A 26,103-nucleotide genomic window follows, 5' to 3' on the forward strand; every position below is an offset into this window, starting at 1 on the left:
CGGACCCCCGGTCGGGTCCGCACTCCGAGTCCTCGCCTCCGGCCCCGGTGGCCGACCCTGCTAACGTCGAAGAGCAGCCGCTTTCCGGGCAGGTCGAGCATTCCGCTCCCACCGGGACAGAACTGTTCCTCGCTCGGATGCGGCCGTGCCGATACATGACTGAAGAGTATGAGGACAATACGTGACGAGCAGAGAACGAGTAGCGATCATCGGCGCCGGCCCCTCGGGGATGGCGCAACTGCGGGCCTTCGAGTCCGCGGCCCGCGCGGGGGCGGAGATCCCCGAGCTGGTCTGCTTCGAGAAGCAGGCGGACTGGGGCGGACAGTGGAACTTCACCTGGCGCACCGGGCTGGACGAATTCGGTGAGCCGGTGCACTCCAGCATGTACCGCAACCTCTGGTCGAACGGTCCGAAGGAGGCGCTGGAGTTCGCGGACTACAGCTTCGACGAGCACTTCGGGCGTCCCATCTCGTCCTACCCGCCGCGCCCCGTGCTGTGGGACTACATCGCCGGCCGCCTGGAGAAGAGCGATGTGCGGGAGCTGATCCGCTTCCAGACCGTGGTGCGCTGGGTCGAGTTCGACAGCGAGCGCGAGGTCTTCACCCTCACCAGCGAAGACCTGCCGACGGGCCAGTCGACCGTGGAGGAGTTCGACCGGGTCATCATCGCCAGCGGGCACTTCTCCTTCCCGAACGTGCCGGACTTCCCCGGTATCGAGACGTTCCCGGGCTACATCAGCCACGCCCACGACTTCCGGGGCGCCGAGGCCTTCGAGGACAAGGATGTGCTCGTGATCGGCGCGAGCTACTCCGCGGAGGACATCGGCAGTCAGGCGTTCAAGATGGGCGCCCGCTCGGTGACGGCGAGTTTCCGGTCGGCGCCGATGGGGTACGACTGGCCTGACGGCATCGAGGAGCGCCCGGTCGTCGAGCGCTTCGAGGGCAGCACCGCGTTCTTCGCCGACGGCACCTCGAAGCACATCGACGCGGTCATCCTGTGCACCGGATACCTGCACAAGTACCCGTTCCTCCCGGACGACCTCGCCCTCTCCTCGCCGAACAACGTGTACCCCGACGGTCTGTACCGCGGTGTGGTCTGGCAGGGCAATCCGCGCCTGACCTACCTCGGCGCGCAGGACCAGTGGTTCACGTTCAACATGTTCGACGCGCAGGCCTGGTACGTGCGCGACCTGATCCTCGGTCGCCTCGCGCTGCCCGCCGAGCAGGAGCGCGCGGCATCCATCGCCGAGTGGCGCGCGCGCTTCGGCCGGATCGACTCGGCCGCGGCGGAGATCCGCTTCCAGGCCGACTACATCCGCGACCTGCTCGAGCTCACCGACTATCCGGAGTTCGACATCGACCGGGTCGTCGAGATCTTCCTCGCGTGGAAGCGCGACAAGAAGGACGACATCATGGGCTATCGCGACCGCACCTACGAGTCGGTCATGACCGGGACCATCGCCGTGGTTCACCACACGCCGTGGCTCGAAGAGCTCGACGATTCCCTCGAGCGCTACCTCGACGTCGATCCGGATGCCACCGAGACGGCGCGCATGATCGCTGGTCGGCCGCATGACGACGACCGTGAGGCGCTCGCGACCGCCTGAGCATCGTGTGAATCGACGACGCCCCTCCGCCCGTTCCCGCGTGCGAGGGGCGTCGTCGTGCAGATCAGGAGAGGACGGGACGCGGCACGGCCCCGCGGCGGCGACCGATCCAGACGACGCCGGCCGCCACGACGATGATCGCGACCGCGATGCCGACGATGTACCCCGAGACGCCGAGGTAGCCGCCCGGTACGGTGTAGGGATTCAGGAACGGATACGGGTACCAGTAGGGCTGACCGGTCGCCGGAGCGATGATGAGATTCGCGCGGATCAGCGTGTACACCGCCCAGACCAGCGGGAAGATCGCCGTCACCGCGATCGTGCTCCAGCCCAGTGCCCGGCGGCGGGGGGCGAGCAGCACGTCGGCCAGCAGGAACAACGGGATGACGACGTGCAGCACCTCGTTCGACCAGGGGACGGTGACGCCTTGGGAGAGCTCGACGTTTCGCAGCAGCGTGTTGTAGACGATGCCGGTCACGATCATGTACGTGCTGACGCACACCAGCAGCACCGCGAGCCAGCGCGGTTCGGCGTCGGTGGTGCGGCGGTGGCGCAGTGCCCAGATCGCGGCGACGAGCAGGACGATCGCAGCGAGGATGTTCGACTCGATCGTGAAGAAGCTGAGGAAGTTGGCCGCCACTGTGGGCAGATGCCCGCCCCACTCGGTCGTCGCATCAAGGGCGTTCTGCACCGAGCGGTTCAGCTGCGCGATGACAGCCGCGAGCGCGAGCAGGGCTGCGGCGATGCGCAGATAGGGCCACCAGGTCGTCATTTCGCCTCCGGTCGCAACTGTAGTCACCTCCGGATGCTCGCGAGCGTCAGGCGCGTCTGCGCCACCGCAGGCGCGTGATGAGCACGCCGAGAAGACACAGCGCTCCGCCGAGGAACATGAGCGGTGTCGGCACCTCGCCGAGGATCGCCCAGGACATGAGGATCGCGATCGCCGGCACGACGTAGGTGGTAGCCGACGTCTGCCCCGCGGTGCTGCGCTGCAGCACGTAGGCCCAGGTCGTGAAGGCGATCGCGGTGGGGAAGATGCCGAGGTAGACGACCCACAGCGTGGCATCCAGCGGTGCCGTCTGAAGTGAGCCGATGAGGTTGCCGATCCACGGCAGCAGCGCGATGGTGCCGACGCCTGCGCCGAGCCAGGTCAGCGTGGTCGGGTCGACCCCCGAGGTGAGCAGGCGCTTCTGCACGAGGGTGCACCCGGCGTACATGACCGCCGCGAGGAGGGCGAGGAGCAGGCCCGTGATGTCGGGGCCGGCGCTGGTGGAGGAGTTCATGCCGATCAGCACGACGCCGAGGAACGCGATGGGCGCCCCGATGACGAGCGGCTTCGGGAATCCCTCCCGCAGGAACAGTCCGCTGAAGACGACCACCATGAGGGGTGCGAGGTTGACCACCATCGCGGCGGTGCCCGCATCGAGCGTGAGCTCGGCGCTGTTGAGGGCGAGGTTGTAGACGCAGAACCAGCCGACGCCCCACACCGCGATGAGGAGCCAGTGGCGACGGGCCGGGATGCGGATGCCGTGCCGCAGCGCGATGAACGTCAACACGACGGTGCCTACCGCCATGCGCAGCAGTGCCAGAGCGCCAGGGTCGTAGTGCGGGCCCGCGCCGCGGATGCCGATGAAGGCCGAAGCCCACAGCACCACGGTGACCAGCGCGGCGGCGAGCACGAGTGCGCCCTGCTTCTTCGGCGCTCCGGTATCGGTGCGGATCCCGGGGTCGCCGGATGCGGCTGCTGACATCCTTCGATCCTGGCAGTGGCGTCCGACATCGGGCGAGCTGCCGCAGCGCCATCCGCCGTCGCTTTCCCGCCGACTCCTCCGGTCTGCGCCCGCTGCGCTCACCTCACGGAAGGGCGCTGCGAATCGCTTCGATAGGATGGGACCGCCCGAAGAGGGCCAGCTCATCGGCCGGTGCAAACCCGGCGAAAGCCAGGGGGTTACCCATGCCAGGAATCGTTATCGTCGGCGTGCAGTGGGGCGACGAAGGAAAGGGCAAGGCCACCGATCTTCTCGGTGAGCGCACCGACTGGGTGGTGAAGTTCAACGGCGGCAACAACGCCGGGCACACCGTCGTCGTCGGCGACGAGAAGTACGCGCTGCACCTGCTGCCCTCCGGCATCCTGTCTCCGGGCGTGACGCCCGTGATCGGCAACGGCGTCGTGGTCGACCTCGAGGTGCTCTTCTTCGAGCTGGAGGCGCTCGCCGCCCGCGGCATCGACGTCTCGCGCCTCAAGGTCAGCGCCAACGCGCACATCATCACGCAGTACCACCGCACGCTCGACAAGGTCACCGAGCGCTTCCTCGGAAAGCGCATGATCGGCACGACCGGTCGCGGCATCGGCCCGGCATACGCCGACAAGATCAACCGCGTCGGCATCCGCGTGCAGGACCTGTTCGACGAGAACATCCTGCGCCAGAAGGTCGAGGGTGCCCTCGATCAGAAGAACCACCTGCTGGTGAAGATCTTCAACCGTCGTGCGATCACCGCCGACGAGGTCGTCGAAGACCTGCTCTCGTACGCCGAGCGGCTGCGGCCGATGGTCGCCGACACCGGCTACCTGATCGCGCAGGCTCTGGACCGCGGCGAGGTCGTCGTGTTCGAGGGCGGCCAGGCCACGATGCTCGACATCGACCACGGCACCTACCCGTTCGTCACCTCTTCGTCGGCAACCGCCGGCGGCGCGGCGACGGGCGCGGGCGTGGGCCCCGGTGCGCTCGACCGCATCGTCGGCATCGTCAAGGCGTACACGACCCGCGTCGGCTCCGGTCCGTTCCCGACCGAGCTCTTCGACGAGCAGGGCGAGTGGCTGCGCAAGCAGGGCTTCGAGTTCGGCACCACCACCGGTCGTCCGCGCCGTGTGGGCTGGTACGACGCGCCCATCACGCGCTACGCCACGCGCATCAACGGCATCACCGACCTGGTGCTCACCAAGCTCGACATCCTCACGGGCCTCGAGCAGATCCCGGTGTGCGTCGCCTACGACGTCGACGGCGAGCGGTTCGACGAGGTGCCGGTCAACCAGACCGACTTCCACCACGCGAAGCCGATCCTGGAGTACTTCCCTGGTTGGAGCGAAGACATCTCCGTCGCGCGCACCTTCGAGGACCTGCCGCAGAACGCACAGGACTACGTGCTGGCGCTCGAGAAGATGAGCAACACGCGCATCTCGGTGATCGGTGTCGGGCCCGAGCGCGATCAGGTCGTCGTCCGTCACGACCTGCTCGACTGACCCGCGTCGTGACGCGCTTCTGGCTGGGCGGCTACGGGGCCGCGATGGACGGCTCGGCCGAGGGTATCGGCCTGCTCGCGGGGGATGAAGGGCGCGAGGCCTCCACTCTCGCCTACCGCGGCGCCGTGGTCGAGACGCCCTCGCCCTCGTGGCTCGCGCAGCACCCGACCCTCGACGTCGTCTATGCGGCACTCGAAGGTGACTCCGCGGTGCAGGCGTTCTCCCGCGCGGGCGAAGCCGCTCTCGCGCCTCTGGGGCCGCCCGCAGCGGTCGGCCAGTACGTCTGTCATGTCGCGGTCGCCCCGAACGGTTCGGCCCTGATCGCCAGCTGTTACGGCGATGGCCGCGTGGTGCGGTTCGATCTGGATGCGGACGGTCGCATCGTCGCCCCGAAGCCGGATGCCGCGGCGGCGCTTCGCGCGGCCCTGTTCGGCGACGCCGACCCCGATGCTCCGGCCGCGACTCCTCCCGGAGACGGCGTCGCGGCGGTCGATCCGTACGGGGTCGGCGGTGACCGCGTCTCGCACGCGCACGCGGCGACTTTCCTCCCCGACGGCCGTGTCGCGACCACCGACCTCGGGTTCGACCTCGTGCGGTTCTGGCGGCAGAGCGGCAGCGGGCTCACCCTCGACCACGAGGTGGTGCTCCCGCTCGGCACCGGTCCGCGGCACATGGTGCTGCACCCCAGCGGGCACCTGCACGTGGTCACCGAGTACTCGTGCGAAGTGTTCACGCTCGCGCCGGCGGCGGATGGCACCTGGAGCGTCGTGTCGGTGACGCTGACGAGCCCGATCGCCGAGGTGGGCAAGGACTTCCCCGCGGAGCTCGCCCGCACGCGCGACGGACAGTTCCTGTACACGGCCCTGCGCGGCAGCAACACGATCGCGGCGCTGCGGGTACGTGGCGGCGGCGAGTCTCTGGAGTCCGTGGCGCTCGCCGACGCGGGGGTCGACTGGCCGCGGCACCACCTCGTCCACGAGGGCAAGATGCTCGTCGCGGGGCAGCGCTCCGACACGATCACGCTGATCGACCTCGATGAGCGTACGGGCGCGCCCCTCGGCATCCGCCACGAGGCGCAGGTTCCGACCCCCACGCACTTCCTTCCGGTGCGCTGACCGCGGCTCGTGCGGCCGGGTCGGCCTTGCCTGCCGGGGACACTTGTCGGGAGCATTCACGGATGTCGGGCGACACGCCGCGCCCTGCTCCGACATCCGTCCGTTCTCCCGACACCTGGCACGGGTACGGGCGCCGGTCGGGCTCACTCGCACGCCGTGAGCAGCAGCGCCGCGTTGTGACCTCCGAATCCGAACGAGGTCGACAGCACCGTGCGGACCGGATGCGGTCGCTCCCGGTCGCGGACGAAGTCCCACCCATCCGCGCACGGATGCGACAGGTTGATGGTCGGAGGCAGCACCTGATCGCGAAGAGTCATCGCGGCGATGACCGCTTCGGTGACGCCCGCTGCGCCGAGCAGATGCCCGGTGGTCGACTTCGTCGCGGTGAGTGGAACGGATGGCGCTCCTGATCCCAGCGCCCGTGCGAGCGCGACGAGCTCGGCTTCGTCGCCGAGAACCGTGCCCGTGCCGTGGGTGTTCACATGGTCGATCTGCGCGGCGCGGATGTCGGCGTCGGCGAGGCACGCATCGATCGCTTTGATCGCCCCGGCGGCGTCCGGGTCCGGTGCCGTGGCGTGATGCGCGTCGCTGGTCGCACCGAACCCGGCGATGGTCGCGAGGGGTCGAGCGCCGCGCTCCCGTGCGAGGTCCGCGGCCTCCAGCAGCACGGCGGATGCGCCCTGTGCCATCACGAAGCCCGTACGTGCGCGGTCGAAAGGGCGTGAGGCCGCCGAGGGGTCGTCGCCGAAGCCCGTGGCGAGCGAGCGGAGGTTGGTGTGCGACGCCAGGTGCAGCGGGCCGAGGCAATCCTCCATCCCGACGACCAGCACTGCGTCGGCGTAGCCGTGACGGATCCTCCGGAGACCTTCTCCGATCGCGACCGCGCCACTCGCGCACGCCGCGGCGATCGCGTGGGTCTGGCCGAGGAATCCGTATCGTCTGCTGAGCACTGTCGCGATCGCATCCGCAGTTCCGTAGACGGTGAGCCCGGGCGGTACCCGGCGGGGGCCGCGATCTCGCAGCGCGACTGCCGCCTGCACCGTCGCATCCACCGGGCCCGACCCTGTCGCGATGATCACCTGCGCGACGTCCGCGATCCCCGATGGCGCGCCCAGGTCCGCATCGGCGAGTGCTTCATCGGCCGCGGCGATCGCCCACTGCTGCATCGGCGTGAGGCGACGCGCGAGGGATGCCGACAGGTCGGAGGCGCCGGTGAATCCACGCACCACTCCGCCGACCTGCACCGGCCCTGACCCGGCGATCTCCCGGGGGATCCGCGTGATCCCGCCGCGTCCCGCGCGCACAGACGTCCACAGTTCCGGTGCCGTGAGGCCGCTGGGGGTGACCGCCCCGACGCCGGTGACGACCACGGAGCGCCCGGCGCTCACGATCGTCCCCGTCCGACAGCCACGAGATCCGCGACCGCGGCGCGACGGATCTTCCCGCCCGCGGTCCGGGGGAGCTCCGCCACCGTGTGCCAGCGACGGGGCCGGGCGGCCGGAGCGAGACGCTCGCGCGCCCATCGGCGCAGCTCTGCGGCCGGCGGCGCATCGCCCTCGGTCACCAGCGCGATCCGCAGACCCAGGCGATCGTCGCTCTCGGCGATGGCGCACCACGCGCTGAGGCCCGGCATGCCGTCGAAGGCGCGCTCCACCTCGTCGAGTGCGACGGTGTGCCCGCCGGTGGTGACGACGTCGCCTCCTCTGCCGACGAACGTGAAGTCCCGGCCGCGCAGCCGCCCCTGATCGTGCACGCTCGCCCAGCCGTCGCCGTCCGTCAACGGCGCCGACGGTGTGCCTGCCAGGTAGGCGGCCGAGCATGAGGGGGAGCGCACCCAGAGGTTGCCGAGCGCGCCCGGTTCCAGGTCACTGCCGTCGTCGCCGCGCACCCGCGCCTCCACCTGCGGGTAGAGCCGGATGCTGTCGTGGCCGGCGCGGTCGTCACCGATGAAGCCGAGTTCGCCGGTGCCGAAGTAGCTGATCGTCCGGGCGTGGGGGAGGGCGTCGGCGACGGCCGCTCGCGCCGATGCCGGGAACCCCGCACCCCCGGTGACGATCAGATCGATGCCGTCGTACCGCGCCGGGTGGCGCCGCGCCGCGTCGGTGAGAGCCGTCACCGCCGCAGGAACCGCGACCAGGCGTGTGATGCGCTCGTCGTGCACCCGCGAGCTGAGCCAGAGCTCGTCGAGGCGGTCGGCGACGTGCATCCGACCGCCTGTGGCGAGCACCTCGAACAGCGTGTACAGGGTCAGGCTGTACGACATCGGGCCCGGGGCGAAGGTCGCCACCCGTTCTCGCGCGCCCAGGTGGTCGCGGGAGACGTCGATGTTCGCCGCGTACTGCCTGCGCGTCTTGAGGAAGGCCTTCGGTGGGCCCGTCGTCCCCGAAGAGGTGAGCATCAGGAATGGCGCATCGTCGGCCGATGCTTCTGCGTGGGTCGAGGCGAGGGAGGGGGTTCGTGCGAGATCGTCGAGCCCGACGACGAGTCCCCACCATCCGGCCGAGTGCAGAGCGGCCCGGATCGTCGGAACATCCGTGATGACGGCGGCCGCTCCGGTCGTGACGATCAGCTGCATCTGGAGTGCGACGGGCCAGTGCGCGTCGACGACGGTGAGGATGCGCGCGCCCGCCTCCACCGCGACGACGGCGCGCGCGGTGTCGAACGCGGTGGACAGGCAGATGGCGACGACCGGCGGCAGCGGTGGGTGAGCTCCTGAAGTCGCCGTCGCGCAGGCATCCGCGAGGGTGTGCGCCAGGGCCGTGGAGGTACGGCGCGAATCGGTGTGGAGCTCGCCATAGGTCATGCGGGCGTCGCGGCCGACGATCGCCAGCCGGTCGGGGTCTTCGGCGGCGACGCGTCGCAGCATCGGGGAGAGGGACGTGAGGACTCCGGGGGCGGGTTTGCGTGGGGACGAGGGCATCCCTATTCTAATGAACACCGTTCAGGTGAACGGTGTTCAGGAGGAAATATGACCACGTCTCGCACCACCGAAACCAGTGCCGCACTCGGCCGCATCGCGGTCTTCGCCGCACTGATCGTCGTGCTCGGCACCGTGATCGTGCCCCTGCCCAGCGGCGTGCCGATCACCGCGCAGACCCTGGGGGTTATGCTCGCCGGTCTCGTGCTGGGGCCGCGCCTCGCACCGCTCGCCGTCGTGCTGGTGCTGGCGCTCGCCGCGGTGGGGCTTCCGGTGCTCGCGGGTGGCCGCGGAGGGCTCGGCGTGTTCGTCGGCCCCAGCGCCGGGTACCTCCTCGGCTGGATCGCCGGTGTCGTGGTGATCGGCCTCCTCATGCGCACCGGGCGCTTCACGTGGTGGCGTTCCGCTGGCGCCGCGCTCGTCGGCGGGGTGTTCGTGGTCTACGCGTTCGGCATCCCCGTGCAGGCCCTCGTGACGGCAGTGCCGCTCGGGCCGACGGCTCTGTCGAGCCTGGCGTTCCTCCCGGGGGATCTGATCAAGGTGACAGCAGCGACGCTGGTCGTTGTCGCGCTCCGTCGTGCCTACCCTCGTGCTTTCGCCGACAACCGGCGGGTGCGGGAGGCCGCGGTGGCGGCGGTGTAGGTTCGGCCGGCGCTCTTTCCCCGTGCCCGACAGCACACGGAGAAGCCCCATCGCAAGCCGGCATCCTCGCCACCCGCGCCACGCCGCAGGGAACAACACACCCGTGACTCGACGTTGCTCATGAGCGAGACTGGGCCACGTAACCGGCTCATGGAGAGGTGCGACGCATGAACGCTGCGGAGAAGACCGACGAGTACGACCTGATCGTGTTGGGCGGAGGGCCGGTGGGCGAGAACGTCGCCGACCGAGCCGTACAGGGCGGACTCACCGCGATCATCGTGGAGAGCGAGCTCGTCGGAGGCGAATGCTCCTACTGGGCGTGCATGCCGTCGAAGGCGCTGCTGCGTTCGGCGCAGGCGCTCCGTGCCGCGCAACACGTGGGCGGGTCTTCGCAGGCGGTGACCGGAAAGCTCGATGTGCGCGCGGTGTTCGACCGCCGGGACTCGTTCACCAGCAACTGGTCGGATGACGGCCAGGTGAAGTGGCTCGATTCGGCCGGCATCGACCTGGCCCGCGGCCACGGCCGCATCACGGGCGAGCGCGAGGTGACGGTGACGGATGCCGACGGCGCAGAGCGTGTGCTCAAAGCTCGGCACGCGGTGGCTATCAGCACCGGATCGGATGCCGTCATCCCGCCCATCGAAGGCCTGCGCGAGGCCACCCCGTGGACCAGCCGCGAGGCCACCAGCGCCGAAGAGCTGCCCGAGAGCCTGGCCATCATCGGCGGAGGCGTCGTGGCCGTCGAGATGGCGACCGCCTACGCCGCACTCGGCTCGAAGGTCACCGTGATCGCCCGCAGCGGCCTGCTCGGCGGGATGGAACCCTTCGCGGGCGAGCGCGTCGCCGCGGGGCTCAAGGAACTCGGCGTGGATGTGCGCACCGGTGTGGGAACGACATCCGTGCACCGCGACGCGGACGGCGTCACCATCACTCTCGACGGTGGCGAGGAGATCACTGCGACCGAGGTGCTCGCCGCGACCGGTCGCTCGCCGCGCAGCGGTGACATCGGCCTCGACGTCGTGGGGCTGGAACCCGGCCGCTGGATCGAGACGGATGACACGCTCCGCGTTCCCGGATCGGACTGGCTGTACGCGGTCGGCGACGTCAACGGGCGCGTGCTCCTCACCCATCAGGGCAAGTACCAGGCGCGCGCCGCGGGCGACGTGATCGTGGCCCGCGCCCAGGGGGAAGACGTCGACGATGCCCCGTGGGGCCGTCACGTCGCGACCGCCGACCAGGCCGCCGTGCCGCAGGTCACGTTCTCGATTCCCGAGGTCGGCTCCGTCGGTCTCACCGAGGCCCAGGCGGTCAAGGCCAGCATCGCGGTGAAGGCCGTCGACTACGACCTGGGCTGGGTTGCCGGCGCGAGCCTCTACGAAGACGGCTTCGAGGGCCAGGCACGGCTCGTGGTCGACACCGACCGCGACGTCGTGGTCGGTGCGACGTTCGTCGGTCCCGAGGTGGCGGAGCTCGTGCATGCGGCCACCGTGGCGATCGTCGGCGAGGTCCCGATTGCCCGCCTCTGGCACGCGGTGCCGTCGTACCCCACGATCAGCGAGATCTGGCTGCGGCTGCTCGAGGGATACGGCCGCGACTCCGCCTGATCCGTGGAGGGAGTCGATCCCGACATCGGGAGCAATCCGTTCGCGTGATCGTGCCGAACAGGAACGGGATTGTTTCTCATATTGACGGCCGCGACGCAACCCTCATCCCCGATGTCGCAGCCGTCTTATACGCTCGAACTCACATCCGAGGAGGCAGGACCATGAAGGCTGTACTCGCAGGAACCGTCATCGCCGAGGCCGACGAGAGCGATCTCGCCCGCATCGAAGGGAACTGGTACTTCCCGCCCGCGTCCATCACACCCGGGGCGCTCGTCGAGAGTCCCACGCCGTACACCTGTCCGTGGAAGGGCGCGGCGCAGTACTTCTCGGTGCAGACCGACGGAGACCTCTACACCGACTACGCCTGGTCGTACCCGAACCCCTACCCCTCTGCGTTCGATCGCGTGGGCAAGGACTTCTCCGGGTACGTCGCGTTCGATCCCCGCGTCGAGGTCGGCCCGTAGCCATCTGAAGAGCCAAGACTCGTCCCCTCGCACATCGATCGACCGACTGGAGACCAGCCCATGATCGAGTTCCGCAACGTCACCAAACGGTTCCCCGGTGGTGCCCTCGCCGTCGACGACTTCAGTCTCGTGCTGCCGTCGCGCAAGACCACCGTGTTCGTCGGTTCGTCCGGCTGCGGCAAGACCACCCTGCTCCGCATGATCAACCGCATGGTCGAACCCACCTCCGGCGATGTCGAGATCGACGGCGAGAACGTGCTCCAGGGCGACCCCGTGGCTCTGCGCCGCCGCATCGGCTACGTCATGCAGAACTCCGGCCTCATGCCGCACTTCACGGTGATCGACAACGTGGCCACGGTGCTGCGGCTGACCGGCGTGAAGAAGACAGCTGCCCACAAGCGGGCGCGTGAGCTGCTCGACACGGTGGGCCTCGACCAGGCGCTCGCCGACCGCTACCCCAGCCAGCTCTCCGGTGGGCAGCAGCAGCGCGTCGGTGTCGCCCGCGGGCTCGCCGCCGACCCGAACATCCTGCTCATGGACGAGCCGTTCGGCGCGGTCGACCCCATCGTGCGGGCCGACCTGCAGCAGGAGACCCTGCGGCTGCAGCGCGAACTCGACAAGACCGTCGTGTTCGTCACGCACGACATCGACGAGGCGTTCCTGCTCGGCGACCAGGTCGTCATCCTCGACAAGGGCGCGCGCATCGTGCAGGTGGGCAGCCCGAGCGAGATCATCGAGAATCCGGCAGACGATTTCGTCGCAGCCTTCATCGGCGCCGATCGAGGTCGCCGAGCCCTGCACCTCAAGCAGACACCGCGCGGCACCGTGGTGGTCGACGCCGACGGCCGCACCCAGGGCTCGATCGTCGATGTGCCGGATGCCGTGACCGACGCTCTCCTGAGCGAGGAGAGCGTCACGAAGGGCGCTCCGTGAACTGGATCGTCGACAACCTCGGCCTCATCCTCGAGCTGACCGGGATCCACCTTCAGCAGAGTGCGATCGCGATCGTGCTCGGCTTCGTGCTGTCGGTGCCGCTGGGCTGGGTCGCCTGGCGCTATCAGCTGGTGAAGGGGCCGGTCATCGTCCTCACCGGGCTGCTCTACACGATCCCCTCGCTGGCGCTGTTGATTCTTCTCCCCTCCGTCGCCGGGTATCCGGCCCGCAGCCCGGTCAACCTCATCATCGGCCTCACCATCTACGCGGTCGCGATCCTCGTGCGCGCCGTGTCCGACGGCCTCGACTCGGTCGATCCCGCCATCCGGCAATCGGCCACCGCGATGGGCTACGGCGGCTTCCGCCGGTTCTGGACCGTCGACTTCCCGCTCGCAGGTCCCGTCGTGCTCGCCGGTCTCCGCGTCGCGGCCGTCAGTACGATCTCCCTCGCCACGGTCGGCATCCTCGTCGGTGTGACCAACCTCGGCTATCTGTTCACCAACGGACTGCAGCGGCGCATCCTCGCCGAGGTCTTCGCCGGAGTGATCGCCGTCGTCGTGATCGCTCTCGTGATCGACCTGCTGCTCCTTCTTCTCGGGCGGGCACTGATGCCGTGGACGCGCGCCGCGAAGACGCCGTCCGCCGCGCGACAGACCGCCACCCTGAGGGCCGCCGCATGAACGTGTTCACCGAGGCCTTCGCCTGGCTTTTCTCCCCCGACCGGTGGGAGGGGTCGTACTCGCTGCCCATCCTGTTCGGCCAGCACATGTACTACACGCTGATCTCGGTGCTGATCGCCGGGGTCATCGCGATTCCTCTGGGCTGGCTCATCGGTCACACCGGCAAGGGGCGCGAGATCGCGGTCGCCGTCTCCGGGGCAGCGCGCGCCATCCCGTCGTTCGGTCTCATGGTGCTGCTCGTACTGATCCTGGGCGTCCTGCGCATTCCCGAGGCCGCCGTCATCACGTTCGTGCTCCTCGCGATCCCCTCCCTCCTCGCCGGCGCCTACACCGGGCTCGAGGCCATCGACCGTCGAGTGCTCGACTCCGCGCGTTCGATGGGCATGACCGAGTGGCAGGTGTTCTGGAAGGTCGAGGTTCCCCTCGGACTGCCCCTGCTCGTCGGCGGCATCCGGGCGGCTCTCCTGCAGGTGATCGCCACGGTCACGATCGCGGCCTATGTGAATCTCGGCGGGCTCGGATGGCCGATCATCCAGGGCATCCCGCTGCGAAAGTTCGATCAGGTGCTCGGTGGGGCGATCCTCGTCGCTGTCCTCGCGCTCGCTGTCGACCTGATCTTCGCCCTCCTCCAGCACGCCGCCGTCCCCGCCGGGGTGCGCGCGCCGACCACCACACGCCGGTCGCGAGCCGCAGCCTCGTCTCCGTCGCCCGCCACAGCCTGACCTCCACAGCCCCGACAGAGTTCCACAGCACCATCCCTGTTGTCCCAGAGAAGAGGAAGTCCTCATGTTCACAGCACGTAAATCACGACTCGCCCTTGCCGGTGGTGCCGCGCTCGCCGCGGTGCTCGTCCTCGGCGGCTGCGCGAACAGCAACCCGCTCGACGCCCCGAGCGAGGGCTCGAGCTCCGCCGACGACACGATCGTCATCGGCTCGCAGGCCTACTACTCCAACGAGATCATCGCCGAGATCTACGCGCAGGCTCTCGAGGGCGCGGGGTTCAAGGTCGACAAGCAGTTCAACATCGGACAGCGCGACGCCTACATGCCCGACGTCGAGTCCGGCGCGATCGACCTGTTCCCGGAGTACACCGGCAGCCTTCTCGAGTACCTCGACAAGAACGCGACCGCGACCAGCCCGGAAGACGTGTACACGGCGCTGAAGGAGGCGCTGCCCGAGGGGCTCACCGCTCTCGACTACGCGGAGGCTTCCGATCAGGACACGTACACGGTGCTGAAGAGCTTCGCCGAGGCGAACGATCTCACCTCGATCGGCGACCTCGCCAAGGTCACCACCCCGGTGACGATCGGTGCCTCACCGGAGTTCGAGGAGCGTCCGTACGGCCCCGCCAAGGCCAAGGAGGCCTACGGTGTCGACCTGACGTTCTCGGCCACGGGGCCGACCACCCTCGAATCGCTGCTCGCCGGCGAGATCCAGGTGGCCGACATCTACACCGCCGACCCGGCCTTCCAGACGGAGGAGATCGTTGCGCTGGAAGACCCGGAGAACCTGATCATCTCGTCGAACGTCGTGCCGATCGCCTCGAGCGACGTCGCTGACGAGATCGCCGATGTGATCAACGCCATCAGCAAGAAGCTCACCGCCGAGGAGCTCGTGGGTCTGAACGTGCAGAGCACGGTCGACCAGAAGTCGGCTGTGGACATCGCCAAGAAGTGGCTGGCCGACAACGACCTCATCTGAGTCGGACAGCCCGAAGCGCCCGGACCCTCACGGGGTCCGGGCGCTTCTGTGTGTGCGAGACGCGAGGAGACGTCTAGAGCCGGGCGTCCTGCTTCGGCACGAGCACCTGCTTGATGATGATCAGGATCGAGGCGGTGACCGGCACGGCCACGAGAGCCCCGAGCAGGCCGAGCAGCGTGCCGCCGGCGAGGGCGCCGATCACGACGAGTGACCCCGGGACCGAGACGGCGCGGTTCATGACGCGCGGCGTGATCACGTAGGCCTCGATCTGCATGTAGACGAGGTAGATGGCTGCGAAGATCAGCGCCGCGATCGGGTTGGAGAACAACGCGAGGCACGTGCCCAGGATCCAGAACAGCACCGAGCCCACCAGGGGGATCAGGGTGACGCAGAATGCGATCGCCGCCATCAGCGGGGGGAACGGCAGCCCGAGGAAGAAGTAGAGCAGGAAGGCGAGCGTCGCGTTGCAGAACGCGAGAACCACCATCCCCATCACGTAACCGCCGACCGAGTCGGTGATCTGCTCGACGATGTCTCCGGCGCGAGCGCGGTCGCGGGCGGGAGCCAGACGCAGCATCCCCTGCTTCATGGAAGGGAGAGAGGCGAGGAAGTACAGCGTGAGCACGAGCACCACGATGGCGCCCGAGATGCTGGTGGCGATCGAGGCGCCCACAGCCAGAGCGCCGCCGCCGATCGTGGCCAGGTTGCCGAAGTCGGTGAGGAACGACTGCACCTGGGAGACGAGCTCCTGGAACTGCTCGCCGAACTGGGCTTCGAGGGTCGCGTAGAGGTCGCTGCGGGTGAAGTCCCTGATCATGCCGGGAACCGACTGCACGAAGCTCACGATCTGGTCGATCACCACGGGAACGATCATCCACAGCACGAGGGCGAACACCACGAGGAGCGCGAGGATCGTGATGACCACCGAGATGACGCGCGAGAGGCCGCGACGTTCCAGGAACCGCACGGCGGGATCGAGGCCGAGCGCAGCGAACAGCGCGAGGGCGATGTAGATGAGCACGGTCGACAGGTTCGACAGCGCGAGGCCGATCACGATCGCCCCGAGTCCTCCCAGCGTCAGCAGGAAGCCGAACACGAACGGGCGGTCGATGCGTGTCCAGAACGACCGGCTCGGGGTCATCGGCTCGATCACGACGGGGAGCGGAGCGTCTGTCGTGGCGGTCACGGGGGCCCGGCGAGCTGTGCGTCGGGCGGTCGCGGATGCGGCGGGAGCTGCGGCGGATGCGTCGTCGTCGTGGGGCGCGGATTCCGGCGACTCTTCGTTGCTCATGTGCTCACGATAGCGGTGCCACGGATCGAAACCAGGATGTCACGCGGCTCTAGAGTAGGGGCATGACCGCCGCCGAGGATCCGAAGGCCGAACTGCTCCGGCTTCGCGCCACCATCGACAACATCGACGCCGCACTGATCTTCATGCTGGCCGAGCGCTTTCGCGCCACCCAGCAGGTCGGGCATCTGAAGGCCGAGCACGAGATGCCGGCGTCCGACCCTGGTCGGGAAGAGCAGCAGGTCGCGCGCCTGCGGGCTCTCGCCGAAGAGGCGCATCTCGATCCGGAGTTCGCGGAGAAGTGGTTCAACTTCGTGGTGGCGGAGGTCATCCGTCATCACACCGAAGCGGCCGAGAGTCGATGAGGAGGAGGAGCCGGACGGGCGACGGTGTGTGCAGCACTCGCCCGTCCGGAGCTTTGTGAGGTCGGTTGACCAACTAAGTTCAATGAATAAACTTAGGGAGAGACTACGGATCGCGTCACGATCTGTCAACTGCTCGCGACGGACGAGCGTCGGAACGGAAACGCATGCTCAGCACGGATGATGGCTTCGACACCCAGGCGTCGGTCCGGCGCGCGAACCTTCGGCGGGCGCTGCAGCTGGTCTTCCTGAATCCGGGGACGCAGACGCGGGCCGGCATCGCGAGGGCGACCGGTCTGACCGCCGCCACCGCATCGTCTCTGGTGGCCGAACTCATCGAGAACCGACTGATCATCGAGGGGGAGCAGGCGGCGAGTACAGGCGGCAAGCGGGCGACCACGCTGAGCGTCGACGCGAGCCACCACCTGATCCTGGTGCTGGTGATCCAGCCCCGGCACGTCGACATCGCCCTCGTCGCCCTCGACGGCACCGAAGTCGACATCCGGCGGGTGAGCTACTCCGTCGAGAACCGCGATCTCGCCCTCGATGAGGCGGTGTCCGCGGTGGCCGAGGAATTCGGGGGACGACTCCTCGCCGCCGGTGTGCAGCTGCCGGGCACGACGGATGGGCGGTCGGTGCTCGAGAGCGTGCAGCTCAAGTGGGAGGACGTGCCTCTCGCCGAACGGTTCGAGCGCGTGCTGGGTGCGCCCGTGCTGCTCATCAACGACGTCGACGCCGAGGCCATCGCCGAAGCCGGCATGGAGGAGTCGCCGTCCGGCTATCGGCTCTTCATCCACCTCGGTGGCGGTGTCGGTGCGGCTGTCACGCTCGACGGCGAACTGGCGCCGGGGCCGCGTGATCGGGCGGGCGAGATCGGGCATGTGCAGGTCGTCTTCGGCGAGGCGGCGCGCGCCTGCCGATGCGGTCAGCGCGGATGCCTCGAGTCGGCCGCCGCGCTCGGGGCGATGCTCGGCGAGGAGTTCTACGACGCCATGGATGCGCCGGAGATCCGTGAGCTCGCAGCCCAGGCCGATGAGGAGCATCTCGACGAGGGTGCTCGCGCGTTGGCACGGGCCGTCAAGCTCATCGGCGCGCTGCTCGACCCGATCGAGGTCGTCATCGGCGGACCGGCGACGCAACTCGGGCCCCGCTTCCTCGACCGTGTCCGTCGGGAGACCGAGTACCCCGCCCGCGGCACGGCGCAGGTGCCCGTCCGCTATGCCGACCCTCGCGTATCGCTCGCGGCCGGAGCCGCCCAGGCCGCCCTGACCGCGGCGCTCGGCGTGCGCTGGAACCCGGAGCAGCTGCGCGCCGCATCCGCGTCGAGCCTCTGAGCGCCTCGCGCCTTCTCTCGCGGAAGGCGCGGCCGTGGAGTCCCTCAAGGTGAGGGAGAGACGATCGTGACGGATTTCGCCGGCGTCCTTGTGCTCTCGCCGATCCTCTGGATACTCTTTACCCATCCAATAATGAATGGATACTTAACAAATTAAGTATCCCGGCGTCAGCTTCACTGTGGAACGACGCCGTAGACGCGAGTCGCCTCGTCGCAAGCACGCTCCCGGAATGTGTCGAGACGGCCCCGCACCAGCTCGAACTGGAGATCAAGATGCGCAACGACGCACACCGTGACCGTCCCCGATCGCTCCTTCGCAGTCTCGCCGGCGCGCTCGCCGTGCTCGTGACGCTCGGCGGTCTCGCCTTCTCCGCCGCTCCGGCCAGCGCCGCAGACAGCCGCGACGTCGCCCGTGAGGGCACCGCCACGGCGCGATCCACGTACTCGCTGAGCGGCAGCTTCGCCGCGGCGCACGTGAACGACGGCGACGCAGCGACGCGCTGGGGATCGAGGTATACGCGCACGAACCCGAACGACACCTACGACACGGCCGGTGAATGGGTGCAGATCGCCCTGGCCGAGCCCACCTACATCCTCAAGGTCGTGCTCGACTGGGAGGCCGCCTACTCCACCGACTACGAGATCCAGGTGTCCCAGGACGCGGTGGAGTGGACGTCCCTGCGCCGGGTGACGACTCCCACCGGGCAGGCCGTCGGAGGCCGCCTCGTGCAGCAGAGCGATGTCGACACGTCCGACGCCTGGTCGTACGTGCGCATCCTGTCCCACAGCGTCGCGACGAAGTACGGCCTGTCGCTGTACTCGTTCCAGGTCTGGGACCAGCCCGTCAGCGTCCCTCCGGGGGAGGCCAGGGACCTTGCCCTCGACGGCACCACCACGGCGAAGTCCTCGTACAACACCACGACCTTCGCTCCCGCGAACGCCACGGACGGTGATTCGGCATCGCGCTGGGGCTCGCACTACACGCGCGGCACTCCCGCCTACGACAACAGGTCCGACTGGATCCAGGTCGAGCTCGCAGAAGCCTCTCGCGTGCACACGATCGTCCTGAACTGGGAAGCGGCCTATGGCAAGAAGTACCTGCTCCAGGTCTCCGGCGACGGTGCGGCGTGGACGACGATCCATGAAGGCGCCGCCACGAAGGCCGGTGTGCAGGAGATCGTCGTCGATACCGCGGACGCCTGGAAGTTCGTGCGCATGCAGGGTGTGGAGACGGCCGGAATCTACGGGTACTCGCTGTTCGACTTCGAGATCTGGGGAGCGGCCAAGCCTCCGGTGGAGGTGCCCGACCCGCAGGGCGGTGACATCGTCCCGAAGCCCGTGAGCCGGAACGACGCCGAAGGCGCCGCGTTCACCCTGGGAGCGGATGCGCGCGTGGTCGCGCCTGCATCCTTCTCCGGCATCGCCGAGCAGCTCGCGGCGACCCTCCGCAGCGGCACGGGCTACGCTCTCCCGGTCGTCGCGAACCCGCCGCGAGACGGTGACATCGTGCTCGTCGAGGGCGACCCGGCCACGGGCGGCGCGAAGGCGTACCAGAAGGAGCAGGGGTACCGGCTGAACGCCGATGCCTCGAGCGTGACCATCACTGCGCAGGCCGCGGCCGGAGCGTGGAACGGTACGCGCACCCTGCTGCAGCTGCTGCCCTCCTGGGTGCTCGCCGGCGACCCCGACGTCGTCGTCGACTGGACGGTGCCGGCGACCGAGGTCGTCGATCATCCTCGGCTCGAGCAGCGCGGCCTGATGATCGATCCGGCACGCAACTTCATCACGGTCGACGCGGTGAAGGCCATCATCGACCAGGCCTCGCAGGCGAAGATGAACAGGCTGCACATGCACCTCACCGACGACCAGGGCTGGCGGCTCGAGATCGCCTCCTGGCCGAATCTCACCGCGCACGGCGCATCGTCGTCGATGAAGAACGGGCAGTCCGGCTTCTACACGCAGGCCGAGTTCCGCGACATCGTCGCCTATGCGGCCGCTCGCCAGGTCACGGTCGTCCCAGAGATCGACGTGCCGGGGCACGTCGACGCGGCACTGTCCTCCTACCCCGTGCTCGATTGCGCCGAGCGCAGCATCCCGATCCGCACCACCGGCGGCATCTCCACCAACTCGCTGTGCATCGGCAAGCCGATCGTCGAGACGTTCATGCGCGACGTGATCGGCGAGCTCGCCGTGATCACCCCCGGCGACTATCTCCACATCGGCGCCGACGAGGTGGAGGGTGTGAGCACAGAGCAGTACGCATCGTTCATCCGCATGGTCGAGCAGATCGCGGCCGAGAACGGGAAGAAGATCATCGGCTGGACCCCGATGCCGCAGGCCGGAGTCTCCAAGGACGCCGTGCATCAGTACTGGGCTGATCGCAAGAACCACCTCGCGACCAGCTGGTTCGAGGGACGCGACGTCATCCTCTCCCCCGTGAACAACGCCTACATGGACTACAAGTTCCCCGGATCGCCGCTCGGCTTCCGGGAGGCGATCTACAGCACCAAGTACCAGTACGACTGGGACCCCAGCCGTGTCGTCGACGCCACGACGAAGAAGAACCTCAACACCTCCTTCGGTCTCACCGAGGACGACGTGCAGGGTGTCGAAGCGGCAGCGTGGGGAGAGACCTTCCTCCGCGGAGGCGAGGATGTGGAGTACATGCTCTGGCCGCGCACGCTCGGCATCGCCGACAAGGGCTGGTCGACCAAGGCGGACACCACCTCGTTCGCCGACTTCGCCCAGCGCGCAGGGGCGCAGGGCGCACGGATGCTGGTGCAGGGGCAGAACTTCTGGAACGACCCCGATCTGGCCTGGGTCAGCGAGCTCGCCGGCACGCGAGTCGCCGCGGGATCCGAGGGCCAAGTCGCCGGCGTCGTTGCACAGATCGCCTCGCCCCGGGTGCCGAAGGGTCAGCTCAACGCGACGATCACCTGGCCGGACGGGCAGACGTCGGCAGGGGTGATCGACGGCAAGGATGCGATCGGTGCGGATGCGGCCTCGCTCTTCACCGTGACCGGCAGCCACGCCAGTGCTCCCTCCGCTGCGGCCGGCACCGGCTCGGTGCGGGTGACGGGGCCGGCGGGTCTGGACATCACGGCACCGTTCATCGTCGAGGCCGAGGTCGTCGCACCTCCCGTGATCGCGCTCTCCGCCTCCACCATCCAGGCCGGATCGACGGTCACGGTCGATGCCACCGGCCTGACCCCGGGGGAGCGGGTGTCCTTCGCGCTCCACTCGGATCCGGTCGACATGGGGGCGGCCATCGCCGATGACGACGGTGCGGTGTCGCTCACCTGGAAGGTGCCGACGGGCACGCCGGCCGGGGCGCACGAGGTCGTGATGACCAGGGCCGACACGACCACGGTCGCCGTGCCGTTGACCGTCACCGCCGCGGCCGTGCCGGGAGGCGATCCCGGTACGGGGGGAGGTGCCGGTGGAGGTGCGGCATCCGGTTCCGGTTCGGGTTCGGGCGCCGGATCGTCGGGCCCCGCCGGGCTCGCCGGAACCGGAGCGGACCCGATCCTCATCACCAGCGGACTGCTGCTTGCGGCGTTGCTCCTCGCGGGTGGTGCGGTCGCGATCAGGCGACGGAGTCTCGGGCTCTGAGCGGGGCGCCTGGGATGATCGGGCTGCCGGCGAGCATCCCTCCACCGAGTACGAGTCACGCGCTGGCCGACGGCATCTCGTCGCTGCCGATGATCTGTCGTGGTGCCGGATCAGGCCGGTGAGGGCGGCCTTTCCTCCTCGTAGACGGAAGCAGGGCCGCCGCGGCCTCCGGGGTGAGGCGGCGACGACCCTGCGCGAGAGTCCGGTCAGCGGTGGGAGGATCGCCTGCGTCGGACGGCGACGGCGCCGCCGGCGAGCAGCAGCAGGGCCAGCAGAAGGGCCGTCGTGATCATCGTCGGGTCGGCTCCGGTGCTGGCGAGGTCGCCCCCGCTCGACGAGGTGCCGGAACCGGACCCGGTCCCCCCGCCCGGTGAGCCGTTGCCGTCCCCGCCGCCGGGGTTCGCGGCGGCGCGCACCGTCACCGCGAGGGACACGCTTCCCGGGGTTCCGGCCGCGTCACGGGAGGTGACCACCAGCTGGTGGTCACCGGCGTCGACCCGGGGAACCGTGAACGACAACCGGGCGGTGCCCTGATCGTCGGCGACGGCCGTGCCGAGAGCCACCGGGTCGGAGTGCAGCTCGAACGCCGCCGTCGAACCCGGCTCGAGCCCGGTGGCGGTCGCGGTGACCTCGGTGCCGATGACGAGCGGACCCTCGGGCACCGAGACGGTGAACGAGACCTGACGGTCGGCGAGGAACGCGCGTGTCGCGGTGTCGAGCGCCGCCTGGAGCCGGTCGACCTCGGCGGGGATGTCGACGTCGCCCGGATCGATCACCCCGCCGTACGGGTCCTTCTTGAATCCGGGGTTCGCCATCTGCGCCATCGCGGCGTTCAGGGCCGTCGCGGCATCGGCGGAGCGGGCCGACAGCCACCGCACCTTCTCCGCGTCCCTGATCCCCTCGTTCATGTGCTCCCAGCGCACGGACGAGATGTCGTGCGGGTACACCTGCGCGGCGTCGCCGGACTCCCAGGTCTTGAAGTCGACCGTCGTGAACGGGTCCTCCACGAAGCTGTCGTAGGCCCAGCGGAGGTAGCCGTCGGACTGCGTCGCGGTGGTCTTCCACTGCCCCCAGACCGCCTCGGCGAGGTTGGAGCGCACGAACGTGTTCGGGTAGATGCCGACGCAGTAGTAGATGCTCGTGATGAGGCCAAGGTCGCGTCGGTGAGCTGCGACCTGCTCGAACTCCTCGTCTCCGATGAGCACGTGGTCGGACGACACCGAGATCTTGTCGATACGGTCGAGTCGGTCGTCGTTAAGGCTGTTGTAGTTCATCGCCGCCCCGACCTTGAGGCCGGGTGCCGCGATGTCGATCAGGTCCACGGCCTTCAGGATGTCGTCGAGCGCGCGTTCGTCCATCGCCATGTAGGTGATGTCGAACCAGCCCTTCTCCTTGAGGTGCGGGCCGAACTTCGTCAGGAACGCCGTCCACATCTCCCGCCACACGGGCGTGCCGACCGACACCGACGCCGTGATCCGACGGTTCTGCGCGACATCGAAGTACTCGATCTTGCTCGCCCAGTTGACCATCGAGTACGCGTCGATCTGCCCGTCGATACCGACCTCGTCCATCATGAACTCGACCCATCGGTCGAAGACGCTGAAGTCGAACGACCAGGTGCCGTCGGTGTTCTTGGTCCACTCGACCATCGAGTCGTACGGGTCGTAGGTCTGCGACGCCCACGGGTCCTTCACCACGGTTGCGGTGATCACGTCCTGTCCCGCGTCACGCAGCCGCTGGTAGTGGGGGAGCATCGCAGCGAAGTGGGCATCGCTCCAGAGCTCGCTCTTCGGGATGCCCTCGGCGCGGGCCACCGCATACGGGTTCTGCCACAGGTCGATGAACTGGTCCCAGTCGCCGGGGGCGGGAAGGCGGATGTCGAGCACCTCGAGCGAGAGGGTGAGCTCGATGCGGTCGCCCTGATCGCTGACCACGACGATCGTGCCGTCGTAGACGCCGGGGGTGGTGTCGGCCGGCACGTCGACGGTCATCCAGACGGGCTGCACGGAGCGGGGCGCCATCTCCACCGATGCGACCGGCTTGAGCACGTCAGGGATCGGCTCCTGCGGCTTTCCGAGCGAGGGGCGCCCGCGTCCGGCCATCACGTTGGAGATGAGCGTGGCGGTGATGCCGTCATCGAGGGTCGCTCCGTCGGAGCCGCTCAGATGCACGCTCTCGATCCGCACGCCGGTCTTGCGTTCGCCGGAGGTCCACAGCACGAACTGCGCGTTGACGCGGTCCCGCTGCCATGCGCTCGCCTGCCACGACTTCTCGGTCATCCCCACCACGTCGGGGTAGTACTTGCGGCGGTAGTCGTCGAAGGACTTGGTGGTGACGTAGTGGAAGTTGGTGTCGGCGACGGCTCCGGCGAGCTCGGTGCGCGCCTTCGTCACGGTGACCGTGCGCCGGGCGGTGAACCCACCGTCGCGCGTGGTCGCGGTGACGGTGGTCTCGCCGGCGGCGACGCCGGTGATCGTGCCGTCGGCGGCGATGGTGGCGATGCCCTCGTCTGCGGAGGACCACGCCACCGTCTTGTCGGTCGCTTCGGCGGGGGCGACGGTCGCGGTGACCTTCGCCGTGCTTCCCGCTTCGAGCGTCAACGGTGCCTGATCGGTCGTCACGCCGGTCGCGGGGACGACCTCCTTCGTCACACGGGCGAAGTCGATCTGCGCCCCCGCGCGGGAGGCCGCGGGGTTCTTCTGCCCCGTCACCCGCAGCACGACAGTGTGGGCTCCGGGGTCGAGGATGCCGGTCGAGAACAGCACCTGCTGGTACTGCCGCGTCGCGGAGTAGGCGTCGACGACGGTCTCGGGTCCGCCGTCGACGGAGACCGCGTACGTGCCGTGGGCAGGATCGGTGTTCCCGAGCAGCTCCGCCTGCACTCCGGTGAACCGGAACGTCATGCTGGGGGTGTCACCCGCCCGCACCCAGTGCTCGGTCCCCTCCATCCAGCGGGTGGCGTCGAGGCCGGACTCGGCCACCCACTTGGCCGGGAACTCGAATCCCTCGGTGGGGGAGGTGACGGCATCGTCCACGATCACGACGGTCGTTTCCGCGGCCAGTGCCGGAGCGGCGAGCGCCGGAGCGAGGGGGAGGGTGAGAGCCAGGGCGACGATGGCGGCCCCGCCTCTCAGGAATCGGTGTGCGCGGGTGCGCGGTGAGGGAGGTAGGGGTGCAGACACGTGTCTCGGTCCTGTCTTGTCGTCGTTGAAAGGCATGGGAGGGCGAGCGGGGGACTTTACTTAGTGAGTAAGCGAAGTGTGGCTAGCGTAGAGTTTGAACCTGCTGCCTGTCAAGGTTCCGTGGGGAACGCGGGCAGGCGGGGCGAAGGAGCGCGGAAGGTCGATGCTGACAGCAGAGGCACAACTGAGGACACGACTCGAGAGCTCGGTGTTCGGCCGCGGTGCGGACGCCCTCCTCGACGGCAAGGGCAAGATCCGCCGCGACCATCTGCGACGTGCCCTCGCGTTGATCGCCTCCGCTGACCCCGTCACCCGTGCGTCACTGGCTCGATCGACCGGCCTCACGACGGCGACCACCTCGTCGCTGGTGAACGAGCTCATCGCGTTGGGGCTCGTCGTCGAGGGCGAGCAGGCCGAGAGCACCGGAGGGAAGCCGGGAACGCGCGTCGAGGTGAATCGCGCCTTCTACGCGGTGTGCGTCGTCATCGTGCGGGCGCAGAGCGTCGAGACCGTGCTCCTCGACCTGAGCGGCGCGCGGGTGCTGACCAGGGAGTCGGTCCATCCGGCGGGCGTGACCCCGGCCGACGTCGTCGCCGTGACGGCTGAGGTCGTGCGCGAGTTCCGCGATCGCGTTCTGGCGGTGTGCCTGCAGTCCCCCGGCGTCACCGACGGCTCCGTCGTGCGGGAGAGCGTGCTCCTGGGGTGGAAGGACGTGCCGCTCGCCGACCTCCTCGCGGAGGAGATCGATGTGCCCGTCGTCATCCTCAACGACGCGGATGGTGAGGCGCTCACGGAGTCGGCGTTCGACGAGGTCGACGGCGTGCAGCGGCTCGTGCTCCGCATGGGCGAGGGCATCGGTGCGGCGGTCACGATCGACGGCCGGGTGCTGCCCGGAGCCACCAGCCGCGCAGGGGAGATCGGCCACGTGGCATTCGGCGGCAGGGGATCGCAGGTGCGCTGCCGCTGCGGCGGGCTCGGATGCATCGAGGCCGTCGCCTCCCTCACCGCGGTGCTCGGCCCGGACTTCCATGACGAACTCGAGCCGGATGCGGTGCGAGCGCTCCTGCGGGCCGATGGCGCTGAGGAACGGATGCTGCTCGGGGCCGAGGCCGTGGCTGCTGCCCTGCGCATCCTGTCGGGCCTCACCGATCCGCACGAGATCGTGATCGCCGGTCGGGCTCCGCTGCTCGGAGAGCCCTTCCTCGCGGCGGTGCGGGAGGGGTTCGCGACGAACCGGGCCAAGGGGACGGCATCTCCGCCGATCCGTTTCGCCCACGACTCTGACCCCGCGCTGGGCCCGGGGCGACTCGTGCTCGGCAGGGTGCTCGGAGTCTCGATGCTGCGTCCGGCCGTGTACCCGTCCGGCAGCTGAGGTCCGGGTCGGTCGGTCACCGAGTGCACCGGCGCCGTGCCCTGCACGGAT

At 69.0% G+C, this 26,103-nt stretch carries 20 protein-coding genes; 14 read left to right on the top strand and 6 right to left on the bottom strand.

Going from position 1 to position 26,103, the window contains the following annotated elements; all coding sequences use genetic code 11:
* Window positions 1-181: 181 nt before the first annotated feature.
* Window positions 182-1,606 carry an NAD(P)-binding domain-containing protein gene (locus ACP699_RS11995; RefSeq protein WP_036322945.1) on the top strand — a complete coding sequence of 475 codons (1,425 nt, stop codon included), beginning with the start codon at window positions 182-184 and terminating at the stop codon, window positions 1,604-1,606.
* A gap of 64 nt (window positions 1,607-1,670) precedes the next feature.
* On the opposite strand, the gene ACP699_RS12000 is transcribed toward ACP699_RS11995, so the two are convergent.
* Window positions 1,671-2,405, bottom strand: a complete 735-nt coding sequence (locus ACP699_RS12000; RefSeq protein WP_426171305.1) for a Pr6Pr family membrane protein — start codon at window positions 2,403-2,405, stop codon at window positions 1,671-1,673.
* A 19-nt stretch (window positions 2,406-2,424) separates the two neighbouring features.
* Complete coding sequence (locus tag ACP699_RS12005) at window positions 2,425-3,357, bottom strand: DMT family transporter (protein WP_017830007.1); 933 nt, start codon at window positions 3,355-3,357, stop codon at window positions 2,425-2,427.
* Between the two features lie 203 nt (window positions 3,358-3,560).
* Here ACP699_RS12005 and ACP699_RS12010 point away from each other — a divergent pair, with 203 nt between their 5' ends.
* Both ACP699_RS12010 and ACP699_RS12015 read left to right on the top strand, forming a co-directional pair.
* On the top strand, window positions 3,561-4,847 hold the full coding sequence (locus ACP699_RS12010; protein WP_031205880.1) for an adenylosuccinate synthase: 1,287 nt from the start codon (window positions 3,561-3,563) through the stop codon (window positions 4,845-4,847).
* A gap of 8 nt (window positions 4,848-4,855) precedes the next feature.
* Window positions 4,856-5,962 (top strand): lactonase family protein, encoded by a 1,107-nt coding sequence (locus ACP699_RS12015; protein WP_302794115.1) that lies wholly within the window; start codon window positions 4,856-4,858, stop codon window positions 5,960-5,962.
* Between the two features lie 143 nt (window positions 5,963-6,105).
* Here the strand turns inward: ACP699_RS12015 and ACP699_RS12020 are convergent, their stop codons facing one another.
* Both ACP699_RS12020 and ACP699_RS12025 read right to left on the bottom strand, forming a co-directional pair.
* Complete coding sequence (locus tag ACP699_RS12020; protein ID WP_426171308.1) at window positions 6,106-7,350, bottom strand: beta-ketoacyl-[acyl-carrier-protein] synthase family protein; 1,245 nt, start codon at window positions 7,348-7,350, stop codon at window positions 6,106-6,108.
* Entirely contained in the window at window positions 7,347-8,882 is a 1,536-nt protein-coding gene (locus ACP699_RS12025; protein WP_426171310.1) for a class I adenylate-forming enzyme family protein, read from the bottom strand. The genes ACP699_RS12020 and ACP699_RS12025 overlap by 4 nt, the downstream gene beginning before the upstream one ends.
* 48 nt (window positions 8,883-8,930) lie before the next feature.
* Between ACP699_RS12025 and ACP699_RS12030 the strand changes: the two genes are divergently transcribed.
* The 7 genes from ACP699_RS12030 (at window position 8,931) to ACP699_RS12060 (ending at window position 14,903) form a co-directional block, all read left to right on the top strand.
* Window positions 8,931-9,521 carry a biotin transporter BioY gene (locus ACP699_RS12030; RefSeq protein WP_426171312.1) on the top strand — a complete coding sequence of 197 codons (591 nt, stop codon included), beginning with the start codon at window positions 8,931-8,933 and terminating at the stop codon, window positions 9,519-9,521.
* 167 nt (window positions 9,522-9,688) lie between these two features.
* Complete coding sequence (locus ACP699_RS12035) at window positions 9,689-11,125, top strand: dihydrolipoyl dehydrogenase family protein (protein WP_426171314.1); 1,437 nt, start codon at window positions 9,689-9,691, stop codon at window positions 11,123-11,125.
* Window positions 11,126-11,286: 161 nt separating this feature from the next.
* Window positions 11,287-11,589, top strand: coding sequence for a DUF427 domain-containing protein (locus tag ACP699_RS12040; RefSeq protein ID WP_055875637.1), 303 nt, complete (start codon window positions 11,287-11,289; stop codon window positions 11,587-11,589).
* A gap of 60 nt (window positions 11,590-11,649) precedes the next feature.
* The gene (locus tag ACP699_RS12045) at window positions 11,650-12,522 is read left to right on the top strand and encodes an ABC transporter ATP-binding protein (protein ID WP_017830018.1); all 873 of its coding nucleotides are present in this window, start codon (window positions 11,650-11,652) and stop codon (window positions 12,520-12,522) included.
* Window positions 12,519-13,202, top strand: a complete 684-nt coding sequence (locus ACP699_RS12050; protein ID WP_017830019.1) for an ABC transporter permease — start codon at window positions 12,519-12,521, stop codon at window positions 13,200-13,202. The genes ACP699_RS12045 and ACP699_RS12050 overlap by 4 nt, the downstream gene beginning before the upstream one ends.
* Window positions 13,199-13,924 (top strand): ABC transporter permease, encoded by a 726-nt coding sequence (locus ACP699_RS12055; protein ID WP_031205882.1) that lies wholly within the window; start codon window positions 13,199-13,201, stop codon window positions 13,922-13,924. Before ACP699_RS12050 ends, ACP699_RS12055 begins: the two co-directional genes overlap by 4 nt.
* A gap of 64 nt (window positions 13,925-13,988) precedes the next feature.
* Window positions 13,989-14,903: an ABC transporter substrate-binding protein gene (locus tag ACP699_RS12060; protein ID WP_055875640.1), complete on the top strand. Its 915-nt coding sequence runs from the start codon at window positions 13,989-13,991 to the stop codon at window positions 14,901-14,903.
* A 73-nt stretch (window positions 14,904-14,976) separates the two neighbouring features.
* On the opposite strand, the gene ACP699_RS12065 is transcribed toward ACP699_RS12060, so the two are convergent.
* Window positions 14,977-16,194, bottom strand: a complete 1,218-nt coding sequence (locus ACP699_RS12065) for an AI-2E family transporter (RefSeq protein WP_426171318.1) — start codon at window positions 16,192-16,194, stop codon at window positions 14,977-14,979.
* Between the two features lie 62 nt (window positions 16,195-16,256).
* Here ACP699_RS12065 and ACP699_RS12070 point away from each other — a divergent pair, with 62 nt between their 5' ends.
* The 3 genes from ACP699_RS12070 (at window position 16,257) to ACP699_RS12080 (ending at window position 21,498) form a co-directional block, all read left to right on the top strand.
* Window positions 16,257-16,556 (top strand): chorismate mutase, encoded by a 300-nt coding sequence (locus tag ACP699_RS12070; protein ID WP_055871763.1) that lies wholly within the window; start codon window positions 16,257-16,259, stop codon window positions 16,554-16,556.
* A 164-nt stretch (window positions 16,557-16,720) separates the two neighbouring features.
* Window positions 16,721-17,887, top strand: coding sequence for an ROK family protein (locus ACP699_RS12075; RefSeq protein WP_426171321.1), 1,167 nt, complete (start codon window positions 16,721-16,723; stop codon window positions 17,885-17,887).
* A gap of 272 nt (window positions 17,888-18,159) precedes the next feature.
* On the top strand, window positions 18,160-21,498 hold the full coding sequence (locus tag ACP699_RS12080; protein WP_426171323.1) for a family 20 glycosylhydrolase: 3,339 nt from the start codon (window positions 18,160-18,162) through the stop codon (window positions 21,496-21,498).
* Window positions 21,499-21,704: 206 nt separating this feature from the next.
* On the opposite strand, the gene ACP699_RS12085 is transcribed toward ACP699_RS12080, so the two are convergent.
* Complete coding sequence (locus tag ACP699_RS12085; RefSeq protein ID WP_426171325.1) at window positions 21,705-24,680, bottom strand: glycoside hydrolase domain-containing protein; 2,976 nt, start codon at window positions 24,678-24,680, stop codon at window positions 21,705-21,707.
* A 163-nt stretch (window positions 24,681-24,843) separates the two neighbouring features.
* Here ACP699_RS12085 and ACP699_RS12090 point away from each other — a divergent pair, with 163 nt between their 5' ends.
* Window positions 24,844-26,052, top strand: coding sequence for an ROK family transcriptional regulator (locus tag ACP699_RS12090; protein ID WP_210698989.1), 1,209 nt, complete (start codon window positions 24,844-24,846; stop codon window positions 26,050-26,052).
* The last annotated feature ends 51 nt before the right edge of the window (window positions 26,053-26,103 follow it).

It is taken from the genome of Microbacterium sp. DWRC1-3 (assembly GCF_049896645.1).
Classification (GTDB): domain Bacteria; phylum Actinomycetota; class Actinomycetes; order Actinomycetales; family Microbacteriaceae; genus Microbacterium; species Microbacterium maritypicum.